18 protein-coding genes and 1 tRNA gene are annotated in these 24,390 nt (G+C 57.4%); 8 read left to right on the top strand and 11 right to left on the bottom strand.

The genetic code is table 11. From position 1 onward, the window contains the following. Positions 1 to 13: 13 nt before the first annotated feature. The 4 genes from coaBC to LKR43_RS10355 are packed head-to-tail and all read right to left on the bottom strand — an operon-like array spanning position 14 to position 5,597. The gene (coaBC, locus tag LKR43_RS10340; RefSeq protein ID WP_227683979.1) at positions 14 to 1,219 is read right to left on the bottom strand and encodes a bifunctional phosphopantothenoylcysteine decarboxylase/phosphopantothenate--cysteine ligase CoaBC; all 1,206 of its coding nucleotides are present in this window, start codon (positions 1,217 to 1,219) and stop codon (positions 14 to 16) included. Positions 1,220 to 1,260: 41 nt separating this feature from the next. After that, the gene (gene lspA, locus LKR43_RS10345) at positions 1,261 to 1,809 is read right to left on the bottom strand and encodes a signal peptidase II (protein ID WP_227683980.1); all 549 of its coding nucleotides are present in this window, start codon (positions 1,807 to 1,809) and stop codon (positions 1,261 to 1,263) included. After that, entirely contained in the window at positions 1,802 to 4,642 is a 2,841-nt protein-coding gene (gene ileS, locus LKR43_RS10350; protein WP_227683981.1) for an isoleucine--tRNA ligase, read from the bottom strand. The genes lspA and ileS overlap by 8 nt, the downstream gene beginning before the upstream one ends. Further along, on the bottom strand, positions 4,632 to 5,597 hold the full coding sequence (locus tag LKR43_RS10355; protein ID WP_227683982.1) for a bifunctional riboflavin kinase/FAD synthetase: 966 nt from the start codon (positions 5,595 to 5,597) through the stop codon (positions 4,632 to 4,634). Before LKR43_RS10355 ends, ileS begins: the two co-directional genes overlap by 11 nt. Before the next feature lie 56 nt (positions 5,598 to 5,653). Here LKR43_RS10355 and purN point away from each other — a divergent pair, with 56 nt between their 5' ends. The 4 genes from purN to LKR43_RS10375 all read left to right on the top strand — a co-directional run bounded on the left by purN (position 5,654) and on the right by LKR43_RS10375 (position 11,464). Continuing rightward, positions 5,654 to 6,334 carry a phosphoribosylglycinamide formyltransferase gene (gene purN, locus LKR43_RS10360; RefSeq protein WP_370632098.1) on the top strand — a complete coding sequence of 227 codons (681 nt, stop codon included), beginning with the start codon at positions 5,654 to 5,656 and terminating at the stop codon, positions 6,332 to 6,334. 149 nt (positions 6,335 to 6,483) lie between these two features. Beyond that, positions 6,484 to 7,776 (top strand): RsmB/NOP family class I SAM-dependent RNA methyltransferase, encoded by a 1,293-nt coding sequence (locus tag LKR43_RS10365; RefSeq protein WP_370632099.1) that lies wholly within the window; start codon positions 6,484 to 6,486, stop codon positions 7,774 to 7,776. Positions 7,777 to 7,970: 194 nt separating this feature from the next. Next, positions 7,971 to 9,179 (top strand): fatty acid desaturase, encoded by a 1,209-nt coding sequence (locus LKR43_RS10370; protein WP_227683985.1) that lies wholly within the window; start codon positions 7,971 to 7,973, stop codon positions 9,177 to 9,179. Further along, entirely contained in the window at positions 9,176 to 11,464 is a 2,289-nt protein-coding gene (locus LKR43_RS10375; RefSeq protein ID WP_227683986.1) for a UvrD-helicase domain-containing protein, read from the top strand. Before LKR43_RS10370 ends, LKR43_RS10375 begins: the two co-directional genes overlap by 4 nt. 727 nt (positions 11,465 to 12,191) lie before the next feature. Here LKR43_RS10375 and LKR43_RS10380 read toward each other — a convergent pair. From LKR43_RS10380 to LKR43_RS10410, 7 genes are all read right to left on the bottom strand, one after another. After that, positions 12,192 to 14,126 (bottom strand): ATP-binding cassette domain-containing protein, encoded by a 1,935-nt coding sequence (locus LKR43_RS10380; protein WP_227683987.1) that lies wholly within the window; start codon positions 14,124 to 14,126, stop codon positions 12,192 to 12,194. Further along, on the bottom strand, positions 14,123 to 15,019 hold the full coding sequence (gene prmB / locus LKR43_RS10385; protein WP_227683988.1) for a 50S ribosomal protein L3 N(5)-glutamine methyltransferase: 897 nt from the start codon (positions 15,017 to 15,019) through the stop codon (positions 14,123 to 14,125). Before prmB ends, LKR43_RS10380 begins: the two co-directional genes overlap by 4 nt. 12 nt (positions 15,020 to 15,031) lie before the next feature. Then, a complete protein-coding gene (dapE, locus tag LKR43_RS10390; RefSeq protein ID WP_227683989.1) occupies positions 15,032 to 16,168 on the bottom strand; it encodes a succinyl-diaminopimelate desuccinylase in 1,137 nt (378 codons plus the stop codon). Further along, positions 16,168 to 16,989, bottom strand: a complete 822-nt coding sequence (gene dapD, locus LKR43_RS10395; RefSeq protein ID WP_227683990.1) for a 2,3,4,5-tetrahydropyridine-2,6-dicarboxylate N-succinyltransferase — start codon at positions 16,987 to 16,989, stop codon at positions 16,168 to 16,170. The genes dapE and dapD overlap by 1 nt, the downstream gene beginning before the upstream one ends. A gap of 30 nt (positions 16,990 to 17,019) precedes the next feature. After that, the gene (gene dapC / locus LKR43_RS10400; RefSeq protein WP_227684108.1) at positions 17,020 to 18,216 is read right to left on the bottom strand and encodes a succinyldiaminopimelate transaminase; all 1,197 of its coding nucleotides are present in this window, start codon (positions 18,214 to 18,216) and stop codon (positions 17,020 to 17,022) included. A 72-nt stretch (positions 18,217 to 18,288) separates the two neighbouring features. After that, positions 18,289 to 18,373 (bottom strand) — tRNA-Leu (locus LKR43_RS10405). An 83-nt stretch (positions 18,374 to 18,456) separates the two neighbouring features. Further along, positions 18,457 to 20,079: a PucR family transcriptional regulator gene (locus tag LKR43_RS10410; RefSeq protein WP_227683991.1), complete on the bottom strand. Its 1,623-nt coding sequence runs from the start codon at positions 20,077 to 20,079 to the stop codon at positions 18,457 to 18,459. A gap of 147 nt (positions 20,080 to 20,226) precedes the next feature. Between LKR43_RS10410 and LKR43_RS10415 the strand changes: the two genes are divergently transcribed. The 4 genes from LKR43_RS10415 to LKR43_RS10430 all read left to right on the top strand — a co-directional run bounded on the left by LKR43_RS10415 (position 20,227) and on the right by LKR43_RS10430 (position 24,381). Then, positions 20,227 to 21,408, top strand: coding sequence for a M20 family metallopeptidase (locus LKR43_RS10415; protein WP_227683992.1), 1,182 nt, complete (start codon positions 20,227 to 20,229; stop codon positions 21,406 to 21,408). Between the two features lie 149 nt (positions 21,409 to 21,557). After that, entirely contained in the window at positions 21,558 to 22,559 is a 1,002-nt protein-coding gene (locus LKR43_RS10420; RefSeq protein WP_227683993.1) for a DctP family TRAP transporter solute-binding subunit, read from the top strand. A gap of 63 nt (positions 22,560 to 22,622) precedes the next feature. Beyond that, on the top strand, positions 22,623 to 23,102 hold the full coding sequence (locus LKR43_RS10425; protein ID WP_227683994.1) for a TRAP transporter small permease: 480 nt from the start codon (positions 22,623 to 22,625) through the stop codon (positions 23,100 to 23,102). Between the two features lie 4 nt (positions 23,103 to 23,106). Beyond that, entirely contained in the window at positions 23,107 to 24,381 is a 1,275-nt protein-coding gene (locus LKR43_RS10430; protein ID WP_227683995.1) for a TRAP transporter large permease, read from the top strand. Positions 24,382 to 24,390: the final 9 nt, after the last annotated feature.

Genomic DNA, 24,390 nt, shown 5'->3' on the forward strand with positions numbered 1-24,390 from the left:
GGGTGGAAACAGCCTATCTGGGCCTGGCAGAGGACTGCCGGGCGACTTCCTGAACCAGCCTGCGAGCGGCGTCGAGTTTGGGCAGCACCGGCAATTTTTGCGAACCCTGCTGACTGAACAGCACAAGCTCCGTGGTATCGGCGTTCATGGCTTGCTGGGCCAGATTGCCAACCAGCAAAGGTACTCCTTTGCGCTGACGCTTGGCCTCGGCGTTCTGGTGCAGGTTTTCGGTTTCAGCAGCAAAGCCGACGCAGTAGGGGCCATCGGCCATGCCGGCTACATCGGCAAGAATATCGGGGTTGACCGAAAACTGCAGGTCGGGTGCCTTGCCGTCCGGATTCTTTTTCAGTTTGCTGTCGCTGGCGTTGGCCACGTGCCAGTCGGCTACAGCGGCCACCGCTATAAAGATATCGCTGTGACGCGCTTCGCTCATTACCGCGGCGTGCATCTGGGCAGCGCTTTCAACGTCAACGCGGTTTACTCCATATGGCGTGTCTAATGCCGTGGGGCCCGATACCAGTACCACTTGCGCGCCTGCCTCGCGTGCTGCCTGGGCAATGGCATAACCCATCTTGCCCGACGAGCGATTGGTGAGTACGCGTACCGGGTCGATTTTTTCGGAGGTTGGGCCTGCGGTAATCAGGACACGGCGACCCGACAAGGTTTTGGGCTGGAAAAAAGCAATCAGCTCGGCAAGCAGCTCGTGAGCTTCAAGCATGCGACCACTGCCGACTTCGCCACATGCCTGGTTACCTTCGGCAGGGCCCAGAATCAGGGCGCCGTCGGCCTGCAGCTGTGTCACATTGCGCTGTGTGGCAGGATGCAGCCACATTTCCCGATTCATGGCCGGTGCAACCAGCAGCGGACAAGTGCCTTTGGCCACGCAGAGCGTGGACAACAGGTCGTTGGCATGGCCGTGGGCAAGCTTGGCAATGAAGTCAGTACTGGCAGGTGCTACCAGTATGGCGTCGGCGCCGCGAGTAAGGTTGATGTGGGCCATGTTGTTTGGCACACGCGGGTCCCAGGCATCGACGAATACGGGCCGGCCTGACAGCGCCTGCATCGTTACCGGAGTAATGAAATGGGTGGCAGCCTCGGTCATGACCACATCAATGACGGCGCCTTGATCCTGTGCACGCCGGACGAACTCTGCCAGCTTGTAGCAGGCCACGCCCCCGGTCAGTCCGAGAACAATACGTTTGTTTGCAAGTTCCAGCATAAGAGAGATCTAATCCAGTCAGGTTAAACCGGGGGCGATGCCTAGCCCTTGTTGCGCGCTTTGCGCCTGTCTTGCCGCATGCGCCGGATTTCGTCCAGCACCAGCAGAATTGCGCCGCAGGTAATGGCAACGTCGGCAATGTTGAATGCGGGGAAATACCAACTATCCCAATAAAACAATAAAAAATCAATGACGTGGCCATGCTGGATACGATCGATAACGTTACCGATCGCGCCTCCCAGTATGCATGTCAGCGAGGCGCAAAACAGCCGTTGCCCCGAATTGCGACGCAGCAAGTGGATGATCAGCGCAATGGCAGCCAGGGCGATCGCCGTAAAGAACCAGCGTTGCCAGCCTTGTCCGTCGGCAAGGAAGCTGAAGGCCGCGCCCGGGTTGTACAGCAGGGTGAAGTCAAAGAAGGGCAGCACATGCCAACGCTCCCCGTATTGCAAGGCCTGGTCAAAATAGATCTTGGTGATCTGATCGAGCACGATGATGATCACCGCAGCGGATATCCAGGCCCAGAACGGCAAGGCCCGGGTCGATCCGCGTTCGGCCGGGGTCTTGCTGTGGCGTTGGGTGTCAGGCATGTTGACGCGTTTCGCCTTCACCAAACAAGTTGCTGATACAGCGTCCGCAAATCGCTGGGTGTTCCGGATCGCTGCCGACGTCTTCACGGTGATGCCAGCAGCGTTCGCACTTGGCTTGACGGGTGGCATGTACCTTTATGTTCAGAGGCTGACCTTCGGACTGGTGCACAGTCGCACGCGACACGATCAGAACAAAGCGCAAGTCGTCGCCCAGGCTGCTCAGCAACTGGTAGTCCTCGCCACTGGCGTGGATATCGAGTTCCGCCGCCAGCGATGAGCCGATTTCACCTGTGCTGCGTACTTCTTCAATGCTGCGCATGGCTTCGGCACGAATGTCGCGCAGGCGAGTCCATTTGTCGCGCAGCAGCTGCGCGTCGACCTGATCGGGCAGGGCATGGAACAGCTCGGTAAAGATGGTCGGAACGTCGCTGCCCGTATGCAGATCCTTCCAGGCTTCTTCAGCCGTGAACGACACAATGGGTGCCAGCAGCTTGAGCAAAGTATGGGTGATGTGATGAACGGCGGTCTGGGCCGAGCGGCGCGCAACGCTGTTCTGCCCGGTGGTGTACAGCCTGTCCTTGAGCACATCCAGGTAGAAGGCGCCAAGGTCTTCAGAGCAGAAGATTTGCAGGCGTGATACGGCAGGGTGGAATTCGTAGCGCTTGTAGCAGGCCAGCACTTCGGCCTGCATGGCGCCGGACATGGCCAGCGCATAGCGGTCTATTTCGAACATGTGTTCGAGTTCGACGGAGTCGGCTGCAGGATCGAAGTCTTGCAGATTGCCAAGCAGGAACTTCAAAGTGTTGCGGATACGACGATAGCTTTCGACCACGCGCTCAAGGATCTGGTCGGAAATCGTCAGCTCGCCGGAGTAATCGGTAGATGCCGTCCAGAGGCGCAGGATCTCCGCGCCCAGCGAATCGGAAACTTTCTGGGGAGCGATGACGTTGCCAACCGACTTGCTCATTTTGCGGCCTTTGCCGTCGACCACGAAACCGTGGGTCAGCAATGCCTTGTACGGCGGGCGGCCATACAGCATGCAGCCTGTCAGCAGCGATGAATGGAACCAGCCGCGGTGTTGGTCCGAGCCTTCCAGGTACAGATCGGCAGGCCAGGTGAGCTCTTCGGCGTGCGAACCTTTGACGTTGTGATCCTGGCCGCCCAGTACCGTTGCGTGGGTGGTGCCCGAGTCAAACCAGACGTCGAGGGTGTCGCGGTTCTTCTCGTACTGGCTGGCTTCGTCGCCCAGCAGTTCGGCAGGGTCCAGCGATTGCCATGCTTCGATACCGTGTTGCTCGATGCGCTGCGCAACTTGCTCCATGAGCTCTGGTGTGCGTGGGTGCAATTCCCCTGTTTCCTTATGCACGAAAAACGCCATGGGCACGCCCCACTGACGTTGCCTGGACAGCGTCCAGTCAGGGCGATTGGCAATCATGGCGTGCAGTCGTGCACGGCCCCAGGCCGGGTAGAACTCGGTGTTGTCCACCCCTTGCAATGCGGTTTCGCGCAGCGTCTTGCCCGTTTTGGGCTGACGATCCATGCCAGCGAACCATTGGCTGGTGGCACGATAGATGACCGGCGTTTTGTGGCGCCAGCAATGCATGTAGCTGTGTGACAAGGGCTCGGTTTGCAGCAGACTGCCGGCGTCTTCCAGCGCCTGGACAATAACGGGATTTGCCTTCCAGATCATCTGGCCGCCGAACAGGGGCAGACTGTCTGCGTAGTGGCCGTCGCCCATGACGGGATTGATGATTTGATCGTCGGTCATGCCATGGGCCTTGCACGACACAAAGTCTTCAATACCGTAGGCCGGTGCCGAGTGCACTACACCTGTACCGCTTTCCAGCGTGACATAGTCACCCAGATACACGGGCGACATGCGTTGATAGCCTTCATGCGCATCGTACAGGGGATGCTTGAACTCCAGGTTGGCCAGTGCACTGCCTTTGGCGGTGGCAATGATTTCACCTTGCAAACCCCATTGTTCCAGGCAGGATTCGACCAGATCCTTGGCCAGCAACAGCAAGGAGCCGGTGGCACGAGCCTGGGCAAGTTTGACCAGCGCGTAGTCGAACTCGGGATGTACGTTCAGCGCCTGGTTGGCGGGCAGCGTCCAGGGCGTTGTTGTCCAGATGACAATCGCACCGTCGTCGACCTCGGGCAGACCAAAGGCATGGGCCAGCTTCTGTTTGTCGCCAAACCTGAAGGCAACGTGTACGGAAGGATCCTTGCGGTCAGCGTACTCGACCTCGGCCTCGGCCAGCGCCGAGCCACAGTCAAAGCACCAGTTCACCGGCTTCAGGCCTCGAAATACATAGCCTTTCTCCATGATGCGGGCCAGGGCACGCAATTCATCGGCTTCGTTGCCGAAATTCATGGTCAGATAAGGTTTTTCCCAGTCGCCCAGCACGCCCAGACGTTTGAAGTCTTTGCGTTGACGGTCTATTTGTTCAAGGGCGTAGGCGCGGGCCTTGGACTGGACTTCGGCAACAGGCAAATGCTTGCCGTATTTTTTCTCGATCTGGATCTCGATCGGCATGCCATGGCAATCCCAGCCCGGGACGTAGACGGCATCGTAGCCCGCCATGGCGCGGCTCTTGACGATGATGTCCTTCAGGATCTTGTTGACCGCGTGTCCGATGTGAATGTCACCGTTGGCATACGGCGGGCCGTCGTGCAGCACGAACTTGGGCCGACCTTTGCTAGCGGCGCGGATGGCGGCATAGACCTTTTTTTCTTCCCACTCGGCTATCCAGCCTGGCTCGCGCTTGGCGAGGTTGCCCCGCATGGGGAAGGGGGTATCGGGCAAATTCAGGGTGTTTCTATAGTCCATGGAGGGCGAAATGGTCGCGAGCGCATTGCGCATCGTTATCGATGGCAGCGATCATAGTGGGTAGATCGGGAAATTTTTCTTCATCCCGCAGGTATTCAAGAAATTCAACACACGTGAGTTTACCGTATGCGTCTATCTGGCAGTCGAGCAGGTGTACTTCCAGCATCAGGCAGCCGCCTTGCGAAATGGTGGGGCGTACGCCCAGGCTGGCCACCCCGTTGATGGCTTGCGGGCCCAGCCCGTGCGCGCGCACCACGTAAACGCCTGATCGCAGGGCGCATTGGGCCGGCACTTTAACGTTCAGGGTGGGATAGCCTATGCTGCGTCCCAGTTTCTGCCCGTGAACAACGTGACCACTGATGCGGTAGCTGTGGCCCAGCAGATGTTCGGCCCGGGTCAGATTGCCCACGGCCAGTGCGGTACGCAGCTCGGAGCTTGAGATCCGGTGGCCGTGCTCATCGACAATGTCCGCGATGGTTTCGACCTCAAAGCCGTACTCTTGGCCGGCACGACGCAAAAGCTCAATGTCGCCGCTGCGCTTGTGGCCGTAGCGGAAATCCTCGCCGACCAGCAGCCAGCGTGTATTCAGGCCCTCAACCAGCAACTGCCGGATGAAATCCTGGGCCGACATGTCGGCCAGATGCTGATCAAATCGTTCAAGCACTACCTGATCCATCTTGTGTGCAGCCAGTGCGGCAAGCTTGTCGCGCAGGCTGCTGATCTGGGTTGGCACAAGCTCAGGTCTTTGCCCGCGTCTGGCGAAATAGGCGCGTGGGTGCGGCTCGAAGGTCATGACGGTTGACGCCAGACCGCGCGCACGCGCCTGCTCTTGCACGCGTGCAAGAATGGCCTGATGACCCCGGTGGACGCCATCGAAGTTGCCTATGGTGACGGCGCTGGCGTTCCCGTTGTCATGGCGGGGCAGGGTGCGATAGATGGTGGGATGGGTTTTCACACCCGAGAGTTTACAATCTTGTGCTGCTTCACTCAGGAATTATTCTCTTGGACGCCATTTCTTCTTCTGCCTGCCGGATCGTCGTGCTGATATCCGGGCGGGGCTCCAACATGCAAACCATCGTCAATACGGTGCGTGACCGCGGTCTGCCCGCTACGATTTCGGCCGTCATTGCCAACAAGCCCGATGCGGGCGGGCTGGAATGGGCGCGCCAGCGTGGTGTCCCCACGGCCGTGGTGCCACATCGGGATTACGACAGCCGTGAAGCATTCGACGCCGCGCTGGCCGATGCCATCGAGCAGTACCAGCCTCATTACGTGTTGCTGGCCGGCTTCATGCGCGTGCTGACCCCGGCGTTTGTCGAGCGTTTCAACGGACGCCTGATAAATATCCACCCCTCGTTGCTGCCGGCCTTCCCGGGCCTGCATACGCATCAGCAGGCGCTGGCTATGGGTGTGCAATGGCATGGGTGTACCGTGCATTTCGTGACGCCGGTGCTTGATCATGGCCCTATCGTGGCCCAGGGTGTCGTGCCTGTGCTGGCCGACGACACCCCCGAGGATCTTGCGGCGCGTGTGCTGCAGGTCGAGCATAGAATATACGCAGACGTAACAGGCTGGCTGGCAGAGGGGCGGGTCACGCTCGACGCCATGCAGCGCGTGCAAGTGGCCGGTGTGTCCAGCCGCTCTTTTGTCCTGACGCCCGATGGCGTTACATCATCTGAAAGGTCGTCATGAATAACGCAGACAAACCCCGTCGCGCACGAGAGAATCGCAAGCCCGCCGCGCCAGGCAGGCGCGATGACCGAGGCAAGCAGAACGAGCGCGGCAGCCAGACCGGCCGCCCCTACGTCATGGCCGCGGCAAGGATAGAACAGGTTCGCAGCGTGCTTGGGGAAATCCTGCAGTGGGAATATCCGGCAGACGCGGCGCTTTCGCATTGGCTGCGCGCTCATCCCAAAATGGGGGCACGCGACCGCGCTGAGGTGGCCGAAGCGGTCTTCGACGTGTTGCGCCACTTGCGGCGGTATCGTCAGTTTGCCGAAAGCGGAACAGGACCTGCGGCACGGCGCCTGGCGATACTGGGCCTGGCATCGGTATACGACAAGTCCGTGCTTAATGCCGGGCTGTCCGAAACCGAGCAGCAATGGCTTGCGCACGTACAAAGCATAGATACTGAAAGCCTGTCGCGCGCCGTGCGGGACAGCTTGCCGGATTGGCTGGACGAGCGTCTGGCATCACTCGATGACGCCGATGCGCTGGTCAAGGCATTGAATCAGCCGGCACCGCTGGACATTCGGGTCAATCCCTTAAAGACTGACCGGGCCGACATGCTCAGGCAGCTGCGTGATGGTCCCGCTTTGCGCTACGATCCCGAGCCCACGCCGTACTCGCCATGGGGCATACGCCTGCAAGGCCGGCCGCCGGTCAATCGCTGGCCGATGTTCGAGAAGGGCGAAATCGAGGTACAGGACGAAGGCAGTCAGATACTGGTTTCACTGGTTGGCCCTAAACGGGGCGAGATGATTATCGACTACTGCGCCGGCGCGGGTGGCAAGACCCTGCTGCTGGGCGCGCTGATGCGATCCACAGGCCGACTGTATGCTTTTGATGTGTCGGCCGCCCGGCTGGCCCGGGCCAAGCCGCGCTTTGCACGTAGCGGGTTGTCCAATATCGTTCCGGTGGTCATCGCGCCCGAGAATGATCAGCGTGTAAAACGCTTGCGTGGCAAGGCTCAGCGGGTGCTTGTGGATGCTCCTTGCAGTGGCCTGGGCACACTGCGCCGCAATCCCGATCTGAAGTGGCGTCAACATCCCGAGTCATTGAAGTCATTGCTGGAAGCGCAGGCAAGCATATTGCGTCAGGCTTCACGTTGCGTGGCGCCCGGGGGGCGGCTGGTCTACGCCACCTGCAGCATCCTGCCGGAAGAAAACGAAGAGCAAGTTGAGCGCTTTTTAAGTGAAAATCCAGACTTTAGTGCGCTTGATGCGTGCAAAATCGCGGCAGATCGTTGCGAAAATCTGACACTTGAGGGTCCTTATCTGCGTCTGCGGCCGGACCGTCACCAGACCGACGGCTTCTTTGCTGCGGTATTGGAACGAAAGAAGGAAACACCGGTCCAAAAAACAGCTTCCAGGCCCGAACAGGCCCCAGAGGGCGAAAATGAGGAAATCGAATGAAACAGCTGCGTTTGAGTGATGATGGCTTGCAGGCTTTATAGTGGCTTTCATCCCAGGTCGGGGCTGGCTTGCAAAGAGCGAAATTCGGCTCTAATTCCTTGATCTAACTCAAAACCAGTTTGAAATTCTTCTGTCATATACAGGGCAAGTGAGCTACACTTTTTGTTGTTCTAACACGAGGCCTTTACAGGTTTATGGACCAAATACTTAATTTTCTAAAAGGCGGCCTGCTGCAGTTTTCCTGGTGGCAGGTTGTACTGGTTACATTGGTGCTTACCCACATCACCATATTGGCCGTAACCATCTTTTTACACCGCAGCCAGGCGCATCGCGGGCTTGACCTGCATCCCGCCGTCATGCATTTTTTCCGCTTCTGGCTCTGGCTGACGACCGGTATGGTTACCAAGGAATGGGTGGCCATTCACCGCAAGCACCACGCCAAGTGTGAAAAAGAAGGCGATCCGCACTCTCCGGTAGTGTTTGGTCTGGGCAAGGTGTTTTTCCGTGGTGCCGAACTGTACCGCGAGGAAGCCACCAATCCTGAAACCCTGAAGCGCTTTGGTCACGGCACCCCCGACGACTGGTTCGAACGCAATCTGTACACCAAGCACAGCCTGCTGGGCATCCTGATCATGCTGGCCATCGACCTTTCGTTGTTCGGCGTGCTGGGCGTGACCGTCTGGGCCATACAAATGGCATGGATTCCCTTCTGGGCTGCCGGCGTTGTCAACGGCATCGGGCATGCCTGGGGCTACCGCAACTTCGCCAGCCCCGATACCAGCACCAATGTGTCGCCCTGGGGCATCATCATTGGCGGTGAAGAGCTGCACAACAATCACCACGCTTATGGCACGTCGGCCAAGTTCTCGACCAAATGGTATGAGTTCGACCTGGGCTGGTGCTATATCTCGGTACTGAGCTTTTTGGGGCTGGCCACGGTCAAGAAACGTGCGCCCAAGCTCAAGCTCGAAGCGCCCAAGGCAGTGGCTGACGCCAGCACCTTGCAAGGCGTCATCACCCACCGCTACGAGATCCTGGCCCGCTATACCGACCTGGTCAAGAAAGCAGCCAGTGAAGAGCTCAACAAGCTCAAGCTCACACGCAAGGAAGGCAGCCCCGACTGCAGCTGGTCCTTGCTCAGCAAATGCAAAGACTGGATCACCACCACCGACGATGCGCTGGAACCGGCCCAACGTGAACAGATTGACACCGTGCTGGCTCAGAACCAGTCCCTGTCCACCCTGGTGCAGATGCGGCGCGAGCTCGTTCGTCTGTGGGAAAGCTCCAGCTCCAGCAGTGAACAGCTGTTGGCCGACCTGCAAGCCTGGTGCCAGCGTGCACAGCAAAGCGGCATTGCAGAGCTAGAGCAGTTTGCTTACCGGTTGCGCCGCTACGCGGCATGATAGGCAGCCTTAATCCGCAACAACAGGCTGCCGTCACTCTTCCTCCCGCCCACGCGCTGGTTCTGGCCGGCGCGGGCAGCGGCAAAACCCGGGTACTGACTACACGCATGGCCTGGCTGATACAAAGCAGCCAGGCCAGCCCTTTTGGGCTGATGGCGGTTACATTCACCAATAAATCGGCGCGTGAGATGCTCACGCGCCTTTCGGCGTTGTTGCCCATCAATACCCGTGGCTTGTGGGTAGGCACGTTTCACGGGCTGTGCAATCGCATGTTGCGTGCTCATCACCGTGACGCCGGCCTGCCGCAGACATTTCAAATACTGGATAGCGCCGATCAGCTTGCAGCCATCAAGCGCCTGATCAAAGGCGCCGGCATAGACGATGACAAGTTCCCGCCACGCGACGTACAGCGTTTTATCAATGGCGCCAAGGAAGAGGGTCAGCGACCGGCCGATGTAGAGGTCTGGGATGCACACAGGCGCCGCCTGGTTGAAATCTATCAGCTGTACCAGGATCAGTGCCAGCGCGAAGGCGTGGTCGACTTTGCAGAGCTGCTGCTGCGCGCCTATGAGCTGCTACAGCGCAATGCACCCATACGTGAACATTATCAGCGCCGTTTCCAGCATATTCTGGTCGACGAGTTCCAGGACACCAATACGCTGCAGTATCGCTGGCTGACCTTGTTGGCCGGAGGCGGGGCTCATATATTTGCCGTGGGTGACGATGACCAGTCGATATACGCCTTCCGCGGCGCGAACGTGGGCAATATGTCCGACTTCGAGCGTGACTACGCACGCGGCAACGTCATACGTCTGGAGCAGAATTACCGTTCCTACGGGCACATTCTGGATTCGGCCAACGCATTGATTGCACACAATACCGGGCGATTGGGCAAAAATCTCTGGACCGAGCAGGGTGAAGGTGAGCCGGTGCGGGTCGTAGAGCAGGCTTCCGATCTGCTTGAGGCACAATGGATTATTGATGAGATCAAGGCGCTGATCAACGATGGCAGCCTGCGTCGCGAGATTGCCGTCTTGTATCGCAGCAATGCGCAGTCGCGCATTATCGAGCACGCGCTTTTTTCCGCCGGCATACCCTACAAGGTCTATGGCGGCCTGCGTTTTTTCGAGCGCCAGGAGGTCAAGCACGCGCTGGCTTATCTAAGGCTGATGGACAACCCGCACGACGACACATCGTGGCTGCGGGTGGTGAATTTTCCCGTGCGAGGTATAGGCGCACGTACGCTGGAGCAGCTGTCCGACCTAGCCAGACAGCAGGAAAGCAGCCTGTTCCGCGCCGTGCCGTCCATGTCGGGCAAGGGTGGCAATAACCTGGCCCGCTTTGCCGAACTGATCCAGCAGATGGCGCACGAAGCCCAGGTCTTGTCGCTGCCGGAATTGATTGAACATGTGGTGCACCACAGCGGCTTGCTGGCGCATTATCAAACTGATCGTGAAGGTGCTGACCGGATTGAGAACTTGCAAGAGCTGGTCAATGCCGCTGCCGCGTTTGTGGCCGAGGCCAACCTTGAAGGCTTGCCGGCGGGGCGTATTCCCGATGGCGCACTGACAGCGGCCAGCCTGGGCGCAGAGGCTTCCGAAGCCCTGGCAGCGATGTCACCGCTTGCGGCTTTTCTGACGCACGCTTCACTCGAGGCGGGTGACAACCAGGCGCAAGCCGGCCAGGATGCCATCCAGTTAATGACCGTTCACGCAGCCAAAGGGCTGGAGTTCGATTCGGTGTTTATTACCGGTGTCGAAGAAGGCTTGTTTCCGCACGAGAACAGTTTGCTGGAAGCGGCGGGCCTGGAAGAAGAAAGGCGGCTGATGTACGTAGCGATTACGCGTGCGCGTGAACGGTTGTACCTGTCGTTGGCCCAAAGCAGGATGCTGCACGGCCAGACCCGCTATGCCATGCGCTCGCGTTTCCTGGATGAGATTCCAGAGCAGCACCTGAAATGGCTGACGCCTCGCGATGGACGGGCTCCAGTGCAGGCGCAACAGCTTGCGTGGAGCGGTGCGTTCCGGCGTGGCAATACGTTCAATCGAGGCGATGGCGGCAGCAGTGCCACACCCATGGCAGCGCGCAGTCTGACTTCGTCGGTGACGGTAGGCGCGTTGCAGTTCCGGATAGGCACAGGCGTGCGCCACGCGAAATTTGGTGAAGGTACGGTCATAGGGCTAAGCGGCTCGGGGCAGGACGCCCAGGCGCAGATTCAGTTCCGGGATGCCGGGACAAAGACGCTGGCGTTAGGGGTGGCTAAACTGGAGATTACTGCCGGGTGATCGGCTTATCGCTCAACGAGTTCGGGTGCTTGTAGAGGCCGGTGCGGAGCTTAACGCATTTAGTTGCTTGTGAAGGCCGGCCTGTCGGGAGGTACCGGGGCAGTCGGGCTTCCGCGAGCGCGGTCCTGCTGCGCAGGACTTCCTGTTTAAAACCTGGGTGTCGGGGCGGCCGCAGAACTCAGGCCGTCGGACCAGTGGTCCGACAAACGTGGCCTTCAAACAGCTGCGGCCTTGCATCCCCGCCGCCCAGGCTTTAAACAGCGCGCCCGAAAGTCGCCCTCCCACCCCGGTACCCCCCGACAGGCCTCACAGCAACTGGATGCGTTAAGCTGTAATTGCCCAGGGTTGGATCGACAAGCACTGTTCTATTTGTCGGGTGGAGACTATTACCTCGAGACTTCAGCATCTGTTGCAAAAGCTCTCACTCTAACGGAGTAGCGATGACAAGCGCATTTGAAATTTGAGCCCACTAGCTCATTATTACTTTGCGCGCAACACAGTCCCATGAATATATATGTATGCAGGCCTGTGTGTCTGTGGGGGTTAAGGGCCAAATCCGGGAAGTTCTGGCCGGCGGCCAGAACCGCATTCGTCAAGCCCGCAGCCCCCACAGACACACAGGCCGTGTATGGATATATAGAAGGCACATAAACAGAGGAACCGCAGCGATAAAAATGCCGACCAAATCACAGGCATCGCTGTATACTTAGCAACCACCCCAGGCCAGCTAACCCGCCGTCAACGCCTCGAGCTCTTCCTGCAGCATCAGCCACTCCTCTTCAAGTTGACCATGCTTCTTGCTGAGGTCGCCGTGCTCTTCAAGCACCTTCAGGCGCTCATCACGGCGTGCGTCCGAATAGAAGTCCGGATCGGCAATCAAGGCATCAAGGGCCTGCAAACGCTGACCGGCGCGCTCCATGTCAGCTTCAACCTTCTTGAGCTTATTGTCCAGCGGTTTGCGCAGCGTAGCCAGGCGCTGCCGCTCCTCGGCCTCTTGGCGGCGCTGCGCCTTGCGATCAAGCACCGCCTCACCCGGACCGGCATCCTCAGTACTGCTGCGAGCGTCCGCCCGGGCCTGCGCTGTGCGCGCAGCCAGCCAGTCACGATAGTCTTCCAGATCACCGTCGAACTCCTGCACACGTCCGTCGGCCACAATCCAGAAACTATCCACCGTCGTGCGCAGCAGATGACGATCGTGTGAAACCAGCAACACACTGCCGGCAAACTCGGCCAGTGCGGTCGCCAGCGCTTCACGGGTGTCCACATCCAGGTGATTGCTGGGCTCATCCAGCAAGAGCAGATTCGGTTTTTGCCAGACGATCAGCGATAGCGCCAGACGTGCCTTTTCGCCGCCCGACATGGGTGCGATCTTGCTGATGACAGCGTCGCCACCAAAGCCAAAACCGCCCAGATAATTGCGTAATTCCTGCTCACGTGTTTGCGGTGACAGGCGCAGCAAATGCTGCAGTGGCGTGGCGTCCGGGTCCAGCATGTCCAGCTGATGCTGGGCAAAGTAGCCTATCTCCAGTCCCTTCGAGGCCTGGCGTTCGCCGGCCAGTGCGGGCAGTTCTTCGGCCAGTGTTTTGATCAGTGTACTTTTCCCGGCCCCGTTCACGCCCAGTACCCCGATACGGGCGCCGCCCCTGACCATCAGTTGTATGTTGCTGAGCACCGTGCGGGACTGGCCTTGTTCGTTGGTATAGCCGGTCGCGACGTTATCCAGAACCAGCAGGGGGTCAGGCATGCTGGTGGGTTCGGGGATACGTATGTCTATGCCTGATTCCACGTGCAGGGGAGCCAGGGTTTCCATTCGTGCGAGCGCCTTGACACGGCTTTGAGCCTGCTTGGCCTTGGTGGCCTTGGCCTTGAAGCGATCAATAAAGCTTTGCAGCCTGGCTGTTTCTCGTGTTTGCCTGTCCCAGGCCAGCCGGGTTTGACGCAGCCGCTCCGCCCGCTGGGTCAGGAAGTCCTCATAGCCGCCCCGATAGCGTACCAGTTTGGCGTGATCGAAATGCAGGATGATGGTTGCCACCGAATCCAGGAACTCGGTGTCGTGCGAAATGAGCAGCACAGTGCCCTGATAAGCGGCCAGCCAACGTTCCAGCCACAACATGGCATCAAGGTCCAGGTGGTTGGTCGGTTCGTCCAGCAACAGCAATTCGGATGGCGCCATCAAGGCCCGTGCCAGTGCCAGGCGCATCTGCCAGCCGCCCGAAAAACTGTTGACCGGGTTCATCCATTGGTCGGGCTTAAAGCCCAGGCCGGCCAGCAGTTGTTCCGCACGCGATGGCGCACTCCAGGCATCGGCCTCGACCAGCGCTGATTCAAGCTCGGCAATGCGGTGTCCGTCGGTCTCTGGTGTGGCGGCGCGTTGGGCCTGCAGGGCACGCAAATGCGTGTCTCCGTCAATGACGAATTCCCGGGCAGGCAGCTCGTTGTGGCTGATTTCCTGGTCGACGCTGGCAATGCGCCAGCCCGGCGGGATCAGCAGCGACCCCGCATCGATGTCCAGCCGGCCCTGCAAGGCGGCAAACAAGGTCGACTTGCCTGCACCGTTCTTGCCGACTATGCCGACACGCTCGCCGGGGTTAATAACAAAATCAGTGCCGTCGAGCAGCACCTTTGTGCCGCGACGGATCGTCAAACCAGTAGCACGAATCACGAAACCAGTTGCTCCCGTGTGAGCAGCAGGATTTGATCTTCGGTGTTCTCGGTGCTGAGCCAGACCGGTTCGAGGTCGGGAAAAGCGGCCAGGAAGTTCTGGTATTCGTGACCGATCTCGAGGACCAGAAGGCCTTCGGGTGCCATGAAAGCAGGTGCTTGCTGCAGCAGGCGGCGTACAAGATCCATACCGTCGTCACCGCCGGCCAGTGCCATGGTTGGTTCGTGGCGATACTCCTGGGGCAGATGCTCCATGGAGTGGTTGTTCACATAGGGCGGATTGCAAAGAATGACGTTGTACTCGCAACCGGGCAACTGTTCGAACAAGTCGCTGCAGTGCGTGGTGATGCGCCCGTCAAGACCCGAAAGTTCGATATTTTCATCGGCTACTTCCAAAGCATGCTCGGACAGGTCCACCGCGTCGACCTGGGCGTTCGGAAATGCCAGCGCGGCCAATACGGCCAGGCAGCCCGATCCGGTACACAAGTCGAGCACGAAATCGACGTCGTCGGGGTCGGCAACCCATGGGTTCAGGCTATCGGACAGCAGTTCGGATATGGGTGAGCGTGGAATAATGACGCGCTGATCGACTACAAAACGGTGGCCTTGCAGCCAGGCCTCGCCGGTGAGGTAGGCAGCCGGTACGTGCTCGGTAATGCGTCGCTCGAGCAGTTTCAGGTAGCGCTCGCGCTCGGCCGGCAGCACGCGCGCATCCAGAAATGGCTCGAGCATATCGAGCGGCAGGTGCAGGCTGTGCAGCAGCAAATAGACGGCTTCGTCCCAGGCATTATCGCTGCCGTGACCAAACGACAGTCGGGATGCGTTGAACTGGCTGACGGTGTAACGCAGCAAGTCGCGTACTGTACGCAGTTTTTTACTGGCGATGTGATGCATGGCAGCTCCTGGCTAGGCGGGTAAAAGCAATTCGAGCGTACGACGGTAGATGTTTTTCAGAGGCTCCAGTGTATCAAGTCGTATGTGCTCGTTCACTTGGTGGATGCTGGCATTGATGGGACCAAATTCCATGACCTGTGGGCATATTTTTGCAATGAAACGACCATCGGATGTGCCGCCGGTAGTGGAAAGCTGTGTGGTAACACCGGTTTCCTCGAGAATGGCTTGCGACAAGGCCGCACTGAGGGTGCCTTTGGGTGTCAGAAATGGCTCGCCACCTAGCGTCCACTCCAGATCATAGTCCAGGTTGTGCTTGTGCAATATGGTTGTGACACGCTCTTTCAATGTTGCGGGCGTGCTGGCGGTGGAAAAGCGGAAATTGAAGTCCAGCACTGCAGTGCCCGGCACGACATTGGTGGCGCCGGTTCCCGCATGCAGATTCGATATCTGAAAGGTGGTGGCCGGAAAGTACTCGTTGCCCTGGTCCCATTGCTCGGTGGTCAGGTCGACCACTGCAGGCGCCAGCAAATGTATGGGATTGCGCGCCAAGTGAGGGTAGGCCACATGGCCTTGCTTGCCCTTGATAGTGAGTTTGCCAGACAGGGAACCGCGTCGCCCGTTTTTTACGGTGTCGCCCAGACGGTCGGTTGAGGTCGGTTCACCCACAATGCAATAGTCCAGTTGTTCGCCACGCTCGGTCAGGGCCTGGCAGACCTTGACTGTGCCATCGACCGACGGACCCTCTTCATCGGCGGTAATCAGCAGGGCGATAGAGCCGGTGTGCTGCGGATGGCTGGCAGTGAACTCTTCAGCGGCAACCGTGAACGCACCAATCGAGCTTTTCATGTCGGCCGCGCCGCGGCCATACAGATTGCCGTCCCGCTCCGTCGGAGTAAAGGGTTCACTGTCCCAGCGCTCCAGCGGTCCTGTGGGCACGACATCGGTGTGTCCGGCAAATACCAGCAGGGGCGCGGTCGTGCCGCGCCGTGCCCATAAGTTCACGACATCACCGAAGACCAGGGTTTCGCACACGAAGCCTGCAGCTTCGAGTCGGTTGATCAGTGCTTGCTGACAGCCCTGGTCGTCGGGAGTTACCGATGGCCTGGCGATCAGGTCTTTGGTTAGCTGGAGCACACGGGAATCAGACATCAGGCTCTCAAAAGTTCGTTTATGCTGGTCTTCGAGCGCGTTTGCGCGTCGACACGTTTGACGATGACTGCGCAGGCCAGGCTGTGTGAGCCGTCGGCTGACGGCAGCGAGCCTGGCACCACCACGGAGCCGGACGGGATGCGCCCATAAGTGATGGTGCCGGTGATCCTGTCGTAGATTTTTGTGCTTTGTGACAGATACACGCCCATGGCCAGAACGGAGTTCTCTTCAACAATCACTCCTTCAACGACCTCAGAACGCGCACCAATGAAGCAGTTGTCTTCGATGATGGTGGGGTTGGCTTGCAGGGGTTCGAGCACACCGCCCAGGCCCACGCCGCCCGACAAGTGCACGTTCTTGCCAACTTGCGCGCACGAGCCCACTGTAGCCCAGGTGTCGACCATCGTGCCTTCGTCGACATAGGCGCCGACGTTTACATAAGAAGGCATCAGTACCACATTCTTTCCGATAAACGCGCCTTTTCGGGCAACGGCCGGAGGCACTACACGAAACCCGCCTTGCGCAAACGCGGCGGCATCATAACTCTGGAATTTGGTGTCGACCTTATCGTAGAACTGTAGCGGACCCTGGCCCTGTACCTTGTTGTCTTCCAGTCTGAACGAAAGCAGCACGGCCTTCTTGACCCACTGATGCACTACCCAGTCACCGGAAATTTTCTCGGCCACACGTAGCTGGCCGGCATCCAGTGCGGCCAGGGTTGCCTGTACTGCGTTGCGTACGGCGGTGTGTCCCGATGATGGGGAGAGGTCGGCACGGTTGTCCCATGCCTCCTCGATGGTGCTTTGCAGGTCTTTATTCATAGAAGTACTCGGTGAGGGTTGAGAAAAGCTTCAATACTTGTTTTTGACAAAATCGGCGATGCGCAAGGCCGCCTCGACGCATTGCTGCTTGGGTGCGACCAGGGCCAGGCGGATACGATTTGCACCCGGATTGACGCCATGGGCCTCGCGGGCCAGGAAGCTGCCCGGTAGCGCGGTGACGGCGGTGGCGCCGTACAGATCGCGTACAAAATCGGTATCGGGGCAGGGGGTTTGCGCCCAAAGATAGAATGAGGCGTCCGGACGAGCCACATCCAGAATCGGCTCCAGTATTGGCAGGACGGCGTCGAATTTCTCGCGATAAAGCTGCCGGTTCTCGAATACATGAGTTTCATCGTTCCAGGCGGCAATGCTGGTTTGCGATACCACCGGGCTCATGGCACTGCCGTGATAGGTTCGATACAGCAGGAACTGGGCAATCAGCTCGGCGTCGCCTGCGATAAAGCCCGAACGCAGGCCGGGCACATTCGATCGCTTGGACAGGCTGGAAAAGCATACCAGCCGGCGATAATCATCGCGCCCGAGCAGGCTGGCCGCTTGCAGTGCGCCCAGCGGCTTGTCGGCTTCATCGAAATAGATTTCTGAGTAACACTCATCAGAGGCGATGACGAAGCCGTGTTCGTCAGACAGTTCGAACAGCGTTTGCCATTCCTGCAGACCCATGACGTTGCCAGCCGGATTGCCGGGTGAGCATACAAACAGCAATTGCGTTCTGTGCCAGACATCTGCCGGTACGGCCGCCCAGTCATAGCCGAAATTGAGCTCGGCCTGAGAATTGATGTAATAGGGTTGCGCGCCTGCCAGCAAGCTTGCGCCTTCATAGATCTGATAAAACGGATTAGGGCAGACCGCGATGGCGTCGACCGTAGGATCGATGATGGTCTGGGCAAAGGAAAACAGCGCCTCGCGCGAACCCAGTGCCGGCAGTACCTGTGTCTCGGGATCGGGTGGTGTTATGCCGTAGCGCCGCGAAATCCAGTTTGAAATCGTTGATCGCAGCAGTGCATCACCCTTGGTGGGCGGGTAGACGGACAACCCTGCCATGGCATCTTGCATCGCCCGCGTGATCAGCGCAGGCGTGGCATGCTTGGGCTCGCCTATGGAAAGACTGATGGGAGTTAGTGCCGCTGGCGGAGAGCCGGACAGCGCGAGCAGCTGCCTTAACTTTTCAAAAGGGTAAGGATGCAGTGCGCTGAGTCGGGGGTTCATGTTTGCCGCAAGGTAGGGCAGCAGGCCGGCTGTATGGCGTGCTGCAATGCCGGCAAGCATGCATTGTAATGATGGTGCGAACGGAGAGACTCGAACTCTCACACCTCTCGGCGCCAGAACCTAAATCTGGTGCGTCTACCAATTCCGCCACGTTCGCAAAAGTAAGCCAAGCATTATAGCTTTTTTTTATGTATGCGCAATTTGGGTGAATGGCGCTGCCGCTTGTGACGGCAGGGAACATTACTGTGGATGGTGACGCTCGCTGGTCATATCGTGCAAAGCCAAGGCCAACTGGTACTGCAAACGGAGCCTTGGGTTGAGTATCTCGCGTCGCGTTAACGTGTATATTTGTGAGATTCGATAGCGTACAGTGTTGTGGTGCACATGCATCAGACGTGCGGTTTCACGATAATTCCCGTTGGTATCCAAAAAGGTGCGAAGCGTGTTTACCAGTCGGGCATTGCGTCGGGCATCATAAGACAGTAACGGTTCGAGCCAGTCGTCTACATAACGACCTACATCACTCTGCATGGCGGGATGCGACAGCAGGCGATAAAGTCCTGTTTCGTCATGCAGTTTGGCCTGGCATTTTTTTCCGGATTTCAGGCTATGATCCAGTGCGTATTCGGCTTGCTCGAACGCACGATCCAGATGAACGACCTCGGAAACCTGACTAATGCCGGCATTCCATTCCGGCGCTTCCTGGTGCATGCAGGCCTGGGCGATATAGTTTTCAAGATGACTGACGCCCCCGTCCAATTGAAAGTCAGACCCCATTGTCTCCGGTATAAGAAGCAGGAAACGGCTTCGGTCCAGGCCACTCACTAGCAAATGGTCAGTTTCCATTTTGGAGTGAAAGAAACTCGCAATGGCTCGAAATACGTGATCATTCAGATTATGAAACTTGATGATTGCAGCGATATACCTGTCATGTAAAGGTAAATCGCGCTCCCGCCCGCGCGCGATGTGGGCTTTACGTGCGACGCCTGACAGGTTTGAGTCGACCAATGTCAGCACGAACTCATTATGTTTTTCGCGAGCGATACTGATGTTGGCGCGTCGCTGCAATAGGCTCATCGATATAGCCTCACGTGCGTGGGTCAGGCAATACAGCAAAGATGGCTCAATGGGGCCGTCGGTTTCAACTGCGGCAATATAGGCTTGACTCTGGGGACTGTGGTCCAGCGCCGTGTACACGATACTGAAATCGGGAAAGCACCGCCGTATGACACCGGGGCATGGGCTGGTATGGTCGGTAGATGTAGTGGGTGCGTGCAGGGCTTGTATGACCTGGTCGGTTGCCAGTGCCGTATCGGGCAGCCAGAGTGTTAGCGCGTCGGCGGGGCTGGACAGCAGCACGGTATGCCCGATCATGGAATACAGCAAGGCCATCAGGCTGTCCAGACTGGCACCAGAGAATAACTGTGAGGTGAACTGACTACGGATCTCCTCCGAGCGGATCAACTGCCGGGCGTCGGTATCAAGGACGCGGGCAAATATGGGATTGATGACTTCGATCCAGGCAACGTGGTCCGGTACCTTGATGATGGGAAAGGCCAGTTCATTGGCACGCACGATCATGCTGTCGGGAAGCGTGGTCATGTATCGATGAAGCTTCACGCCAAGTCCCGCAACATTCCTGGCGACCAGTTCTTCAATCAGTGTCTTTAAGCCGTGACGTCGCTTGATCAGTGGGAAGGTCGAAGTCAGTGCCAGCTCTTGTCCTCGTAGCCATAGAGCCGCGTCAGGAGCGTCCAGTACCGTTACAGACTTGATGTTCCGGCCGAGTCCATCATGTCCTGCGATGATTTCGGCACCTCGTAATGCCTCTAATTCGAGAACGCTTTCAACAGTCAGCCACATGCCGGTGCCTCCAGAGACACAAAGGGAAGTTCAGTGATATTTTTGTACTCAGAGTACAAAAATATCATGTATTTCTATTTCATTGGCGAATAGTCCGCGAAGTATGGCGTCCCTATAATTTCTGTGATGGAGTGAGGGGACATAAAAATGAAAGCATTAGACATGCCGTCCTGCAACGCAGAGAGTGAAGAAGCCGTCAGGCTGCTGCAGGAAGCAGTACGCATTAATACAGTCAGCAAAGTGGGAGACGAGCATTCCCTCGCGCGCCTGCTGGCTGCAAGGCTGGAGCAGGACGGGATTTCGTATGAGATTCATGCGCTTGATGACCAACGGGCGAATCTGATCGCCCGGCTGCGGAGTGGCAGACCCGGGCCCTGTGTTGTACTGAGCGGGCATATGGACACGGTTCCGGTGGGTAGCGTACCGTGGCGACTCGGAGCGCTTGACGCTGTCATTGAAGACGGCAACATGTATGGCCGTGGCACGGTCGACATGAAAAGCGGACTTCTGGCGCTCACGTATGCCTTTCTGAGGTTTGCCCGACGTCCAGCTGACTCATGGTCCGGAGAATTGATACTCGCTGCAACGTCCACCGAGGAAACAGGCTCCGAAGGAGCCAAGGCGATGGTGGAGCAACAGCTTTTGCCGGCGTTCGATGCCATGATCATCGGCGAACCCACAGACTGCCGCCTGGTTGTTGCGCACAAGGGGGCACTATGGACCCGGGTTTGCAGCTGTGGCAAGGCATCGCACTCGTCCATGCCTGATAGGGGTATCAATGCTATCGACAAACTGTTTCCGTTTTATCAGCGCTTGTCAGAGGTGGATATGGAGAGCCGGCCACATGAGCTGCTGTCTCCGTCAACTTTGTCCGTAACGCTGATTAACGGTGGAAAGCAGGCGAATGTGATTCCCGATCGCTGTGAACTAACAATAGATATGCGGACCTTACCCGACCAAAGCCATGCAGGCCTGACCGGACAAATGAAAGCACTGGGCGAACGGATTATGGCAGAGGATGATACGACCGCACTGGAGTTCGAGACATTGCTCGATGTGCCCGCTGTATCTACCGATCCACAGGCTAGTATCGTATCCATTGCGAATAAGGTGCTTATCGAACAAGGCCTGGATCAGACTGAAGCAAAGCCTCGCGGTGCCCAGTACTTTACTGATGCCTCAGTATTGCAGGCGCTTGGAAAGAACATTATCGTGCTTGGTCCGGGCAAACCCGGGCTGGCGCACCAAGTGAACGAGCATGTCTCGATCGCCGATTATATTGCCTCGATCGATATCTACGAGAAGATACTTGACGATTATATGAAGTGAGCGTGAGCTTTCAGGTCAAATTTATGCCGAATATCTACGATTTTCGAGAATTGACCGGATTGAATTATTCCGTAAAGCGAGATGGCAGCATCAATGTGATGGTGTCAGAACTCGCTCAGTTGTTCTAACCATAGCTGGAGGAGATAACCATGCTACCAAAACGTATTTCGAAGTTAGTTCCCGGCATAACAGCCATGAGCCTGCTGGCCGTAAGCTGTGTATTTGCCTCAGCAGCCCAGGCGAAAATCACCTTGAAAGCTGGCCATATTTCTGCTGTCGACCATCCGTGGCATAAGGCGCTGGTTGGTATGGCAGAAGATGTCAAAACTGCGACAGATGGTGAAGTGATCATTCAGGTTTACCCAAGCTCGCAACTCGGAGGTGAACGTGAGATGGCCCAAGGCCTGGGGCTGGGTGTGCTCGAAATGGGATTATTCGGTACCGGCGCACTGCAAGCTCTTGATAAAAGGTTGATTATTGAAGAGCTGCCTTATGCCTGGCCAACTCGCGAACATGCTTATCGGGCACTGGATGGAAAGCTGGGCGATGCGTTGAGCGAAGTCCTTGCCGGCTTGAAGATCACAACCCTGAGCTGGTGGGAAAGCGGATATCGTCACATTACCAACTCGGTCCGACCCATCAATACGCCTGAAGATCTCAAGGGCATCAAGCTGCGTGTTCCCGAGGCGGAAATGCGTATTGACACATTCAAGGTTATGGGTGCTCTGCCTACCCCGATGCCATTTTCCGAAGTGTTTTCCGGTCTGCAGCAGAAAGTGGTAGATGGGCAGGAGAATCCGCTCGCCACCATATACGCATCCAAGTTCTATGAAGTGCAGGATCATCTGGCCTTATCGGGCCATATCTGGGGTTCTGCCGTGTTGACCATTTCCACCAGTGCCTGGAATCGTCTGTCTCCGGAGCAGCAGAAAATCATCCAGGACGCTGCTGAAAAATGGAAGCTGAAAGAGCGCGAGATGATTGCAAAAAGCGATGGCGAGGCACTTGAGAAGATCAAGGCAGCTGGCGTGGCAGTAACCGAGCCCGATCCCGTCCAATTCCAGCAAGCGGTACAGTCCGTTTGGGACAAATATGAAGATACCTTTGGCAAGGAGCTGATGGACTTGGTTCGCGAGTACGCCAAGTCCTGATGGGAAGGGGCGCGTCCGCAGGGTGCGCCTTTCTATCTTCACGAAACGAACTGAAGGATTGATATGCGTGCCTTGAGACTCGCGCTGTCGGGCCTGGTCAAATGGTTGCTGGTTGCCATGCTGATCGCCATGACAGTAGTGCTATTCGCTCAAATTGTTTTTCGCTATTTTTTCGAGATGCCATTGGTGTGGTCCGAGGAAATGGCATTGGTCCTGATGCTATGGATCACTTTTCTCGGTGCAGCATTGCTGTTGGAAAGCAAAGAGCACATCAGTATTGATTTTCTGGTGTATATGATGCCTGAGAGTCCAAGGCAGGTTATTGAAATTGTTGGCGCGGTTTTGATGCTGATACTCAATATCGCGCTCACGTATGGTTCGTATCTGGTCGTCGAGGCGACCGTGAATTCCATTACACCTGGAATGAAAATATCAGTGGGCTGGCATTACGGGGGCGCTATGGTGGGCGGTGCGCTGTTGACGCTGGTCTCAATAGAGCAGCTGTTTGCTAGTTTTTCGCGCCCTGCGCGTGCAGGGGTGTGATGCCATGGTTGCTGCAGTGCTTCTAATCACTTTGCTGATCCTGATCATGATGAACATACCGGTAGCCTTCGCTATCGGCATAACTTGTGTCGGCTACCTTCTGTTCAATGACATAAGCCTGGCCATTCTTGGTCAGAGGGTATCCCAGGGGATTTATTCCTATCCGTTCCTGGCGTTGCCCATGTTCGTGTTTGCCGGCGTATTGATGGAGTACGGGGGCATTACCCGGCGTCTGATGCGTCTGGCCAATGCAATGATCGGACATATTGCCGGTGGCCTTGCCGCCGTGACCGTACTGGGCAACGCCTTGTTTGGTACGTTGTGCGGCTCCGCAATCGGTGGGACGGCGGCTGTCGGTTCCATCATGATTCCGTCCATGAAGGAGAAAGGCTATCCCGCGTCTTTCTGTGCATCACTGCAGGGGTGCTGTGGCATTTTGTCATCGTTAATACCTCCCAGTCTGACGATGGTGATCATGGGCGTGACAGGCAATATCTCGATCGCTGACCTGCTCATCGGAGGTTTCCTTCCTGGCGTGCTTATGGCCGCCTTGCTAATGGCGGTTGCGGTCCTGATCAGCAAGAAGCGAGGGTACGGACAGGGTGGCCAGGTCCAGGTTGGGGAACTGGGCCGCGCCTTTGTGGGGGCGTTGCCACCACTCATGCTGCCTGTCATTATCCTGGGTGGCATATTTGGCGGAATTGTTACCGTTACCGAGGCCGCGGTGCTGGCAGTGGTCTATGCATTTTTCCTGTCTTGCGTTGTTTATCGCGAGATCCGTTTTATGGATTTGCCCAATGTGTGCATGAAAGTGCTGCGCATTGCTGTGCCCATTCAGTTGATTGTTGCGATTTCTGCGATGTTTGCCTGGATAGTCACGACCGAGCAGATCACGCAGAATTTTGTCACGCTGTTTACTCAGATGACGTCGGATCCGCTGATGTTCCTGATGCTGATCACGGTGTTTCTATTGCTGCTTGGTACCTTTATGGAGAGCAATGCGCTCATCATCATTCTGGTTCCTATTCTGATGCCTGTGGTAGAGCAATATGGCATAGACCCTGTGCACTTTGCCATTTTGTTTGTGACCAACCTGTGTGTAGGCGCGGTGACGCCACCATTGGGGGTAACCTTGATGACCGCATCGAAAATTGCTGGAATACGTTTGTCTGAAGCCTGCAGAAGCCTATGGCCGTTCCTGTTCTCCATGGTCGTTACGCTTATTCTGGTCATCTTGGTGCCTGGTTTATCGACCTGGTTGCCAGCACTAATGCATTAAGCAATGCAA

Origin of the sequence: Pusillimonas sp. MFBS29 (genome assembly GCF_020687695.1) — a bacterium.
Classification (GTDB): Bacteria; Pseudomonadota; Gammaproteobacteria; order Burkholderiales; family Burkholderiaceae_B; genus Pusillimonas_C.

Excerpts from the sequence above, each read along its gene's own strand:
- dapE (WP_227683989.1), bottom strand. The coding sequence starts at position 16,168 with ATGTCTGATTCCCGTGTGCTCCAGCTAACCAAAGACCTGATCGCCAGG.
- LKR43_RS10425 (WP_227683994.1), top strand. The coding sequence starts at position 22,623 with ATGCGTGCCTTGAGACTCGCGCTGTCGGGCCTGGTCAAATGGTTGCTG.
- LKR43_RS10415 (WP_227683992.1), top strand. The coding sequence starts at position 20,227 with ATGAAAGCATTAGACATGCCGTCCTGCAACGCAGAGAGTGAAGAAGCC.
- LKR43_RS10410 (WP_227683991.1), bottom strand. The coding sequence starts at position 20,079 with ATGTGGCTGACTGTTGAAAGCGTTCTCGAATTAGAGGCATTACGAGGT.
- LKR43_RS10430 (WP_227683995.1), top strand. The coding sequence starts at position 23,107 with ATGGTTGCTGCAGTGCTTCTAATCACTTTGCTGATCCTGATCATGATG.
- lspA (WP_227683980.1), bottom strand. The coding sequence starts at position 1,809 with ATGCCTGACACCCAACGCCACAGCAAGACCCCGGCCGAACGCGGATCG.
- dapD (WP_227683990.1), bottom strand. The coding sequence starts at position 16,989 with ATGAATAAAGACCTGCAAAGCACCATCGAGGAGGCATGGGACAACCGT.
- LKR43_RS10420 (WP_227683993.1), top strand. The coding sequence starts at position 21,558 with ATGCTACCAAAACGTATTTCGAAGTTAGTTCCCGGCATAACAGCCATG.
- prmB (WP_227683988.1), bottom strand. The coding sequence starts at position 15,019 with ATGCATCACATCGCCAGTAAAAAACTGCGTACAGTACGCGACTTGCTG.
- ileS (WP_227683981.1), bottom strand. The coding sequence starts at position 4,642 with ATGGACTATAGAAACACCCTGAATTTGCCCGATACCCCCTTCCCCATG.
- coaBC (WP_227683979.1), bottom strand. The coding sequence starts at position 1,219 with ATGCTGGAACTTGCAAACAAACGTATTGTTCTCGGACTGACCGGGGGC.
- LKR43_RS10375 (WP_227683986.1), top strand. The coding sequence starts at position 9,176 with ATGATAGGCAGCCTTAATCCGCAACAACAGGCTGCCGTCACTCTTCCT.
- dapC (WP_227684108.1), bottom strand. The coding sequence starts at position 18,216 with ATGAACCCCCGACTCAGCGCACTGCATCCTTACCCTTTTGAAAAGTTA.
- LKR43_RS10370 (WP_227683985.1), top strand. The coding sequence starts at position 7,971 with ATGGACCAAATACTTAATTTTCTAAAAGGCGGCCTGCTGCAGTTTTCC.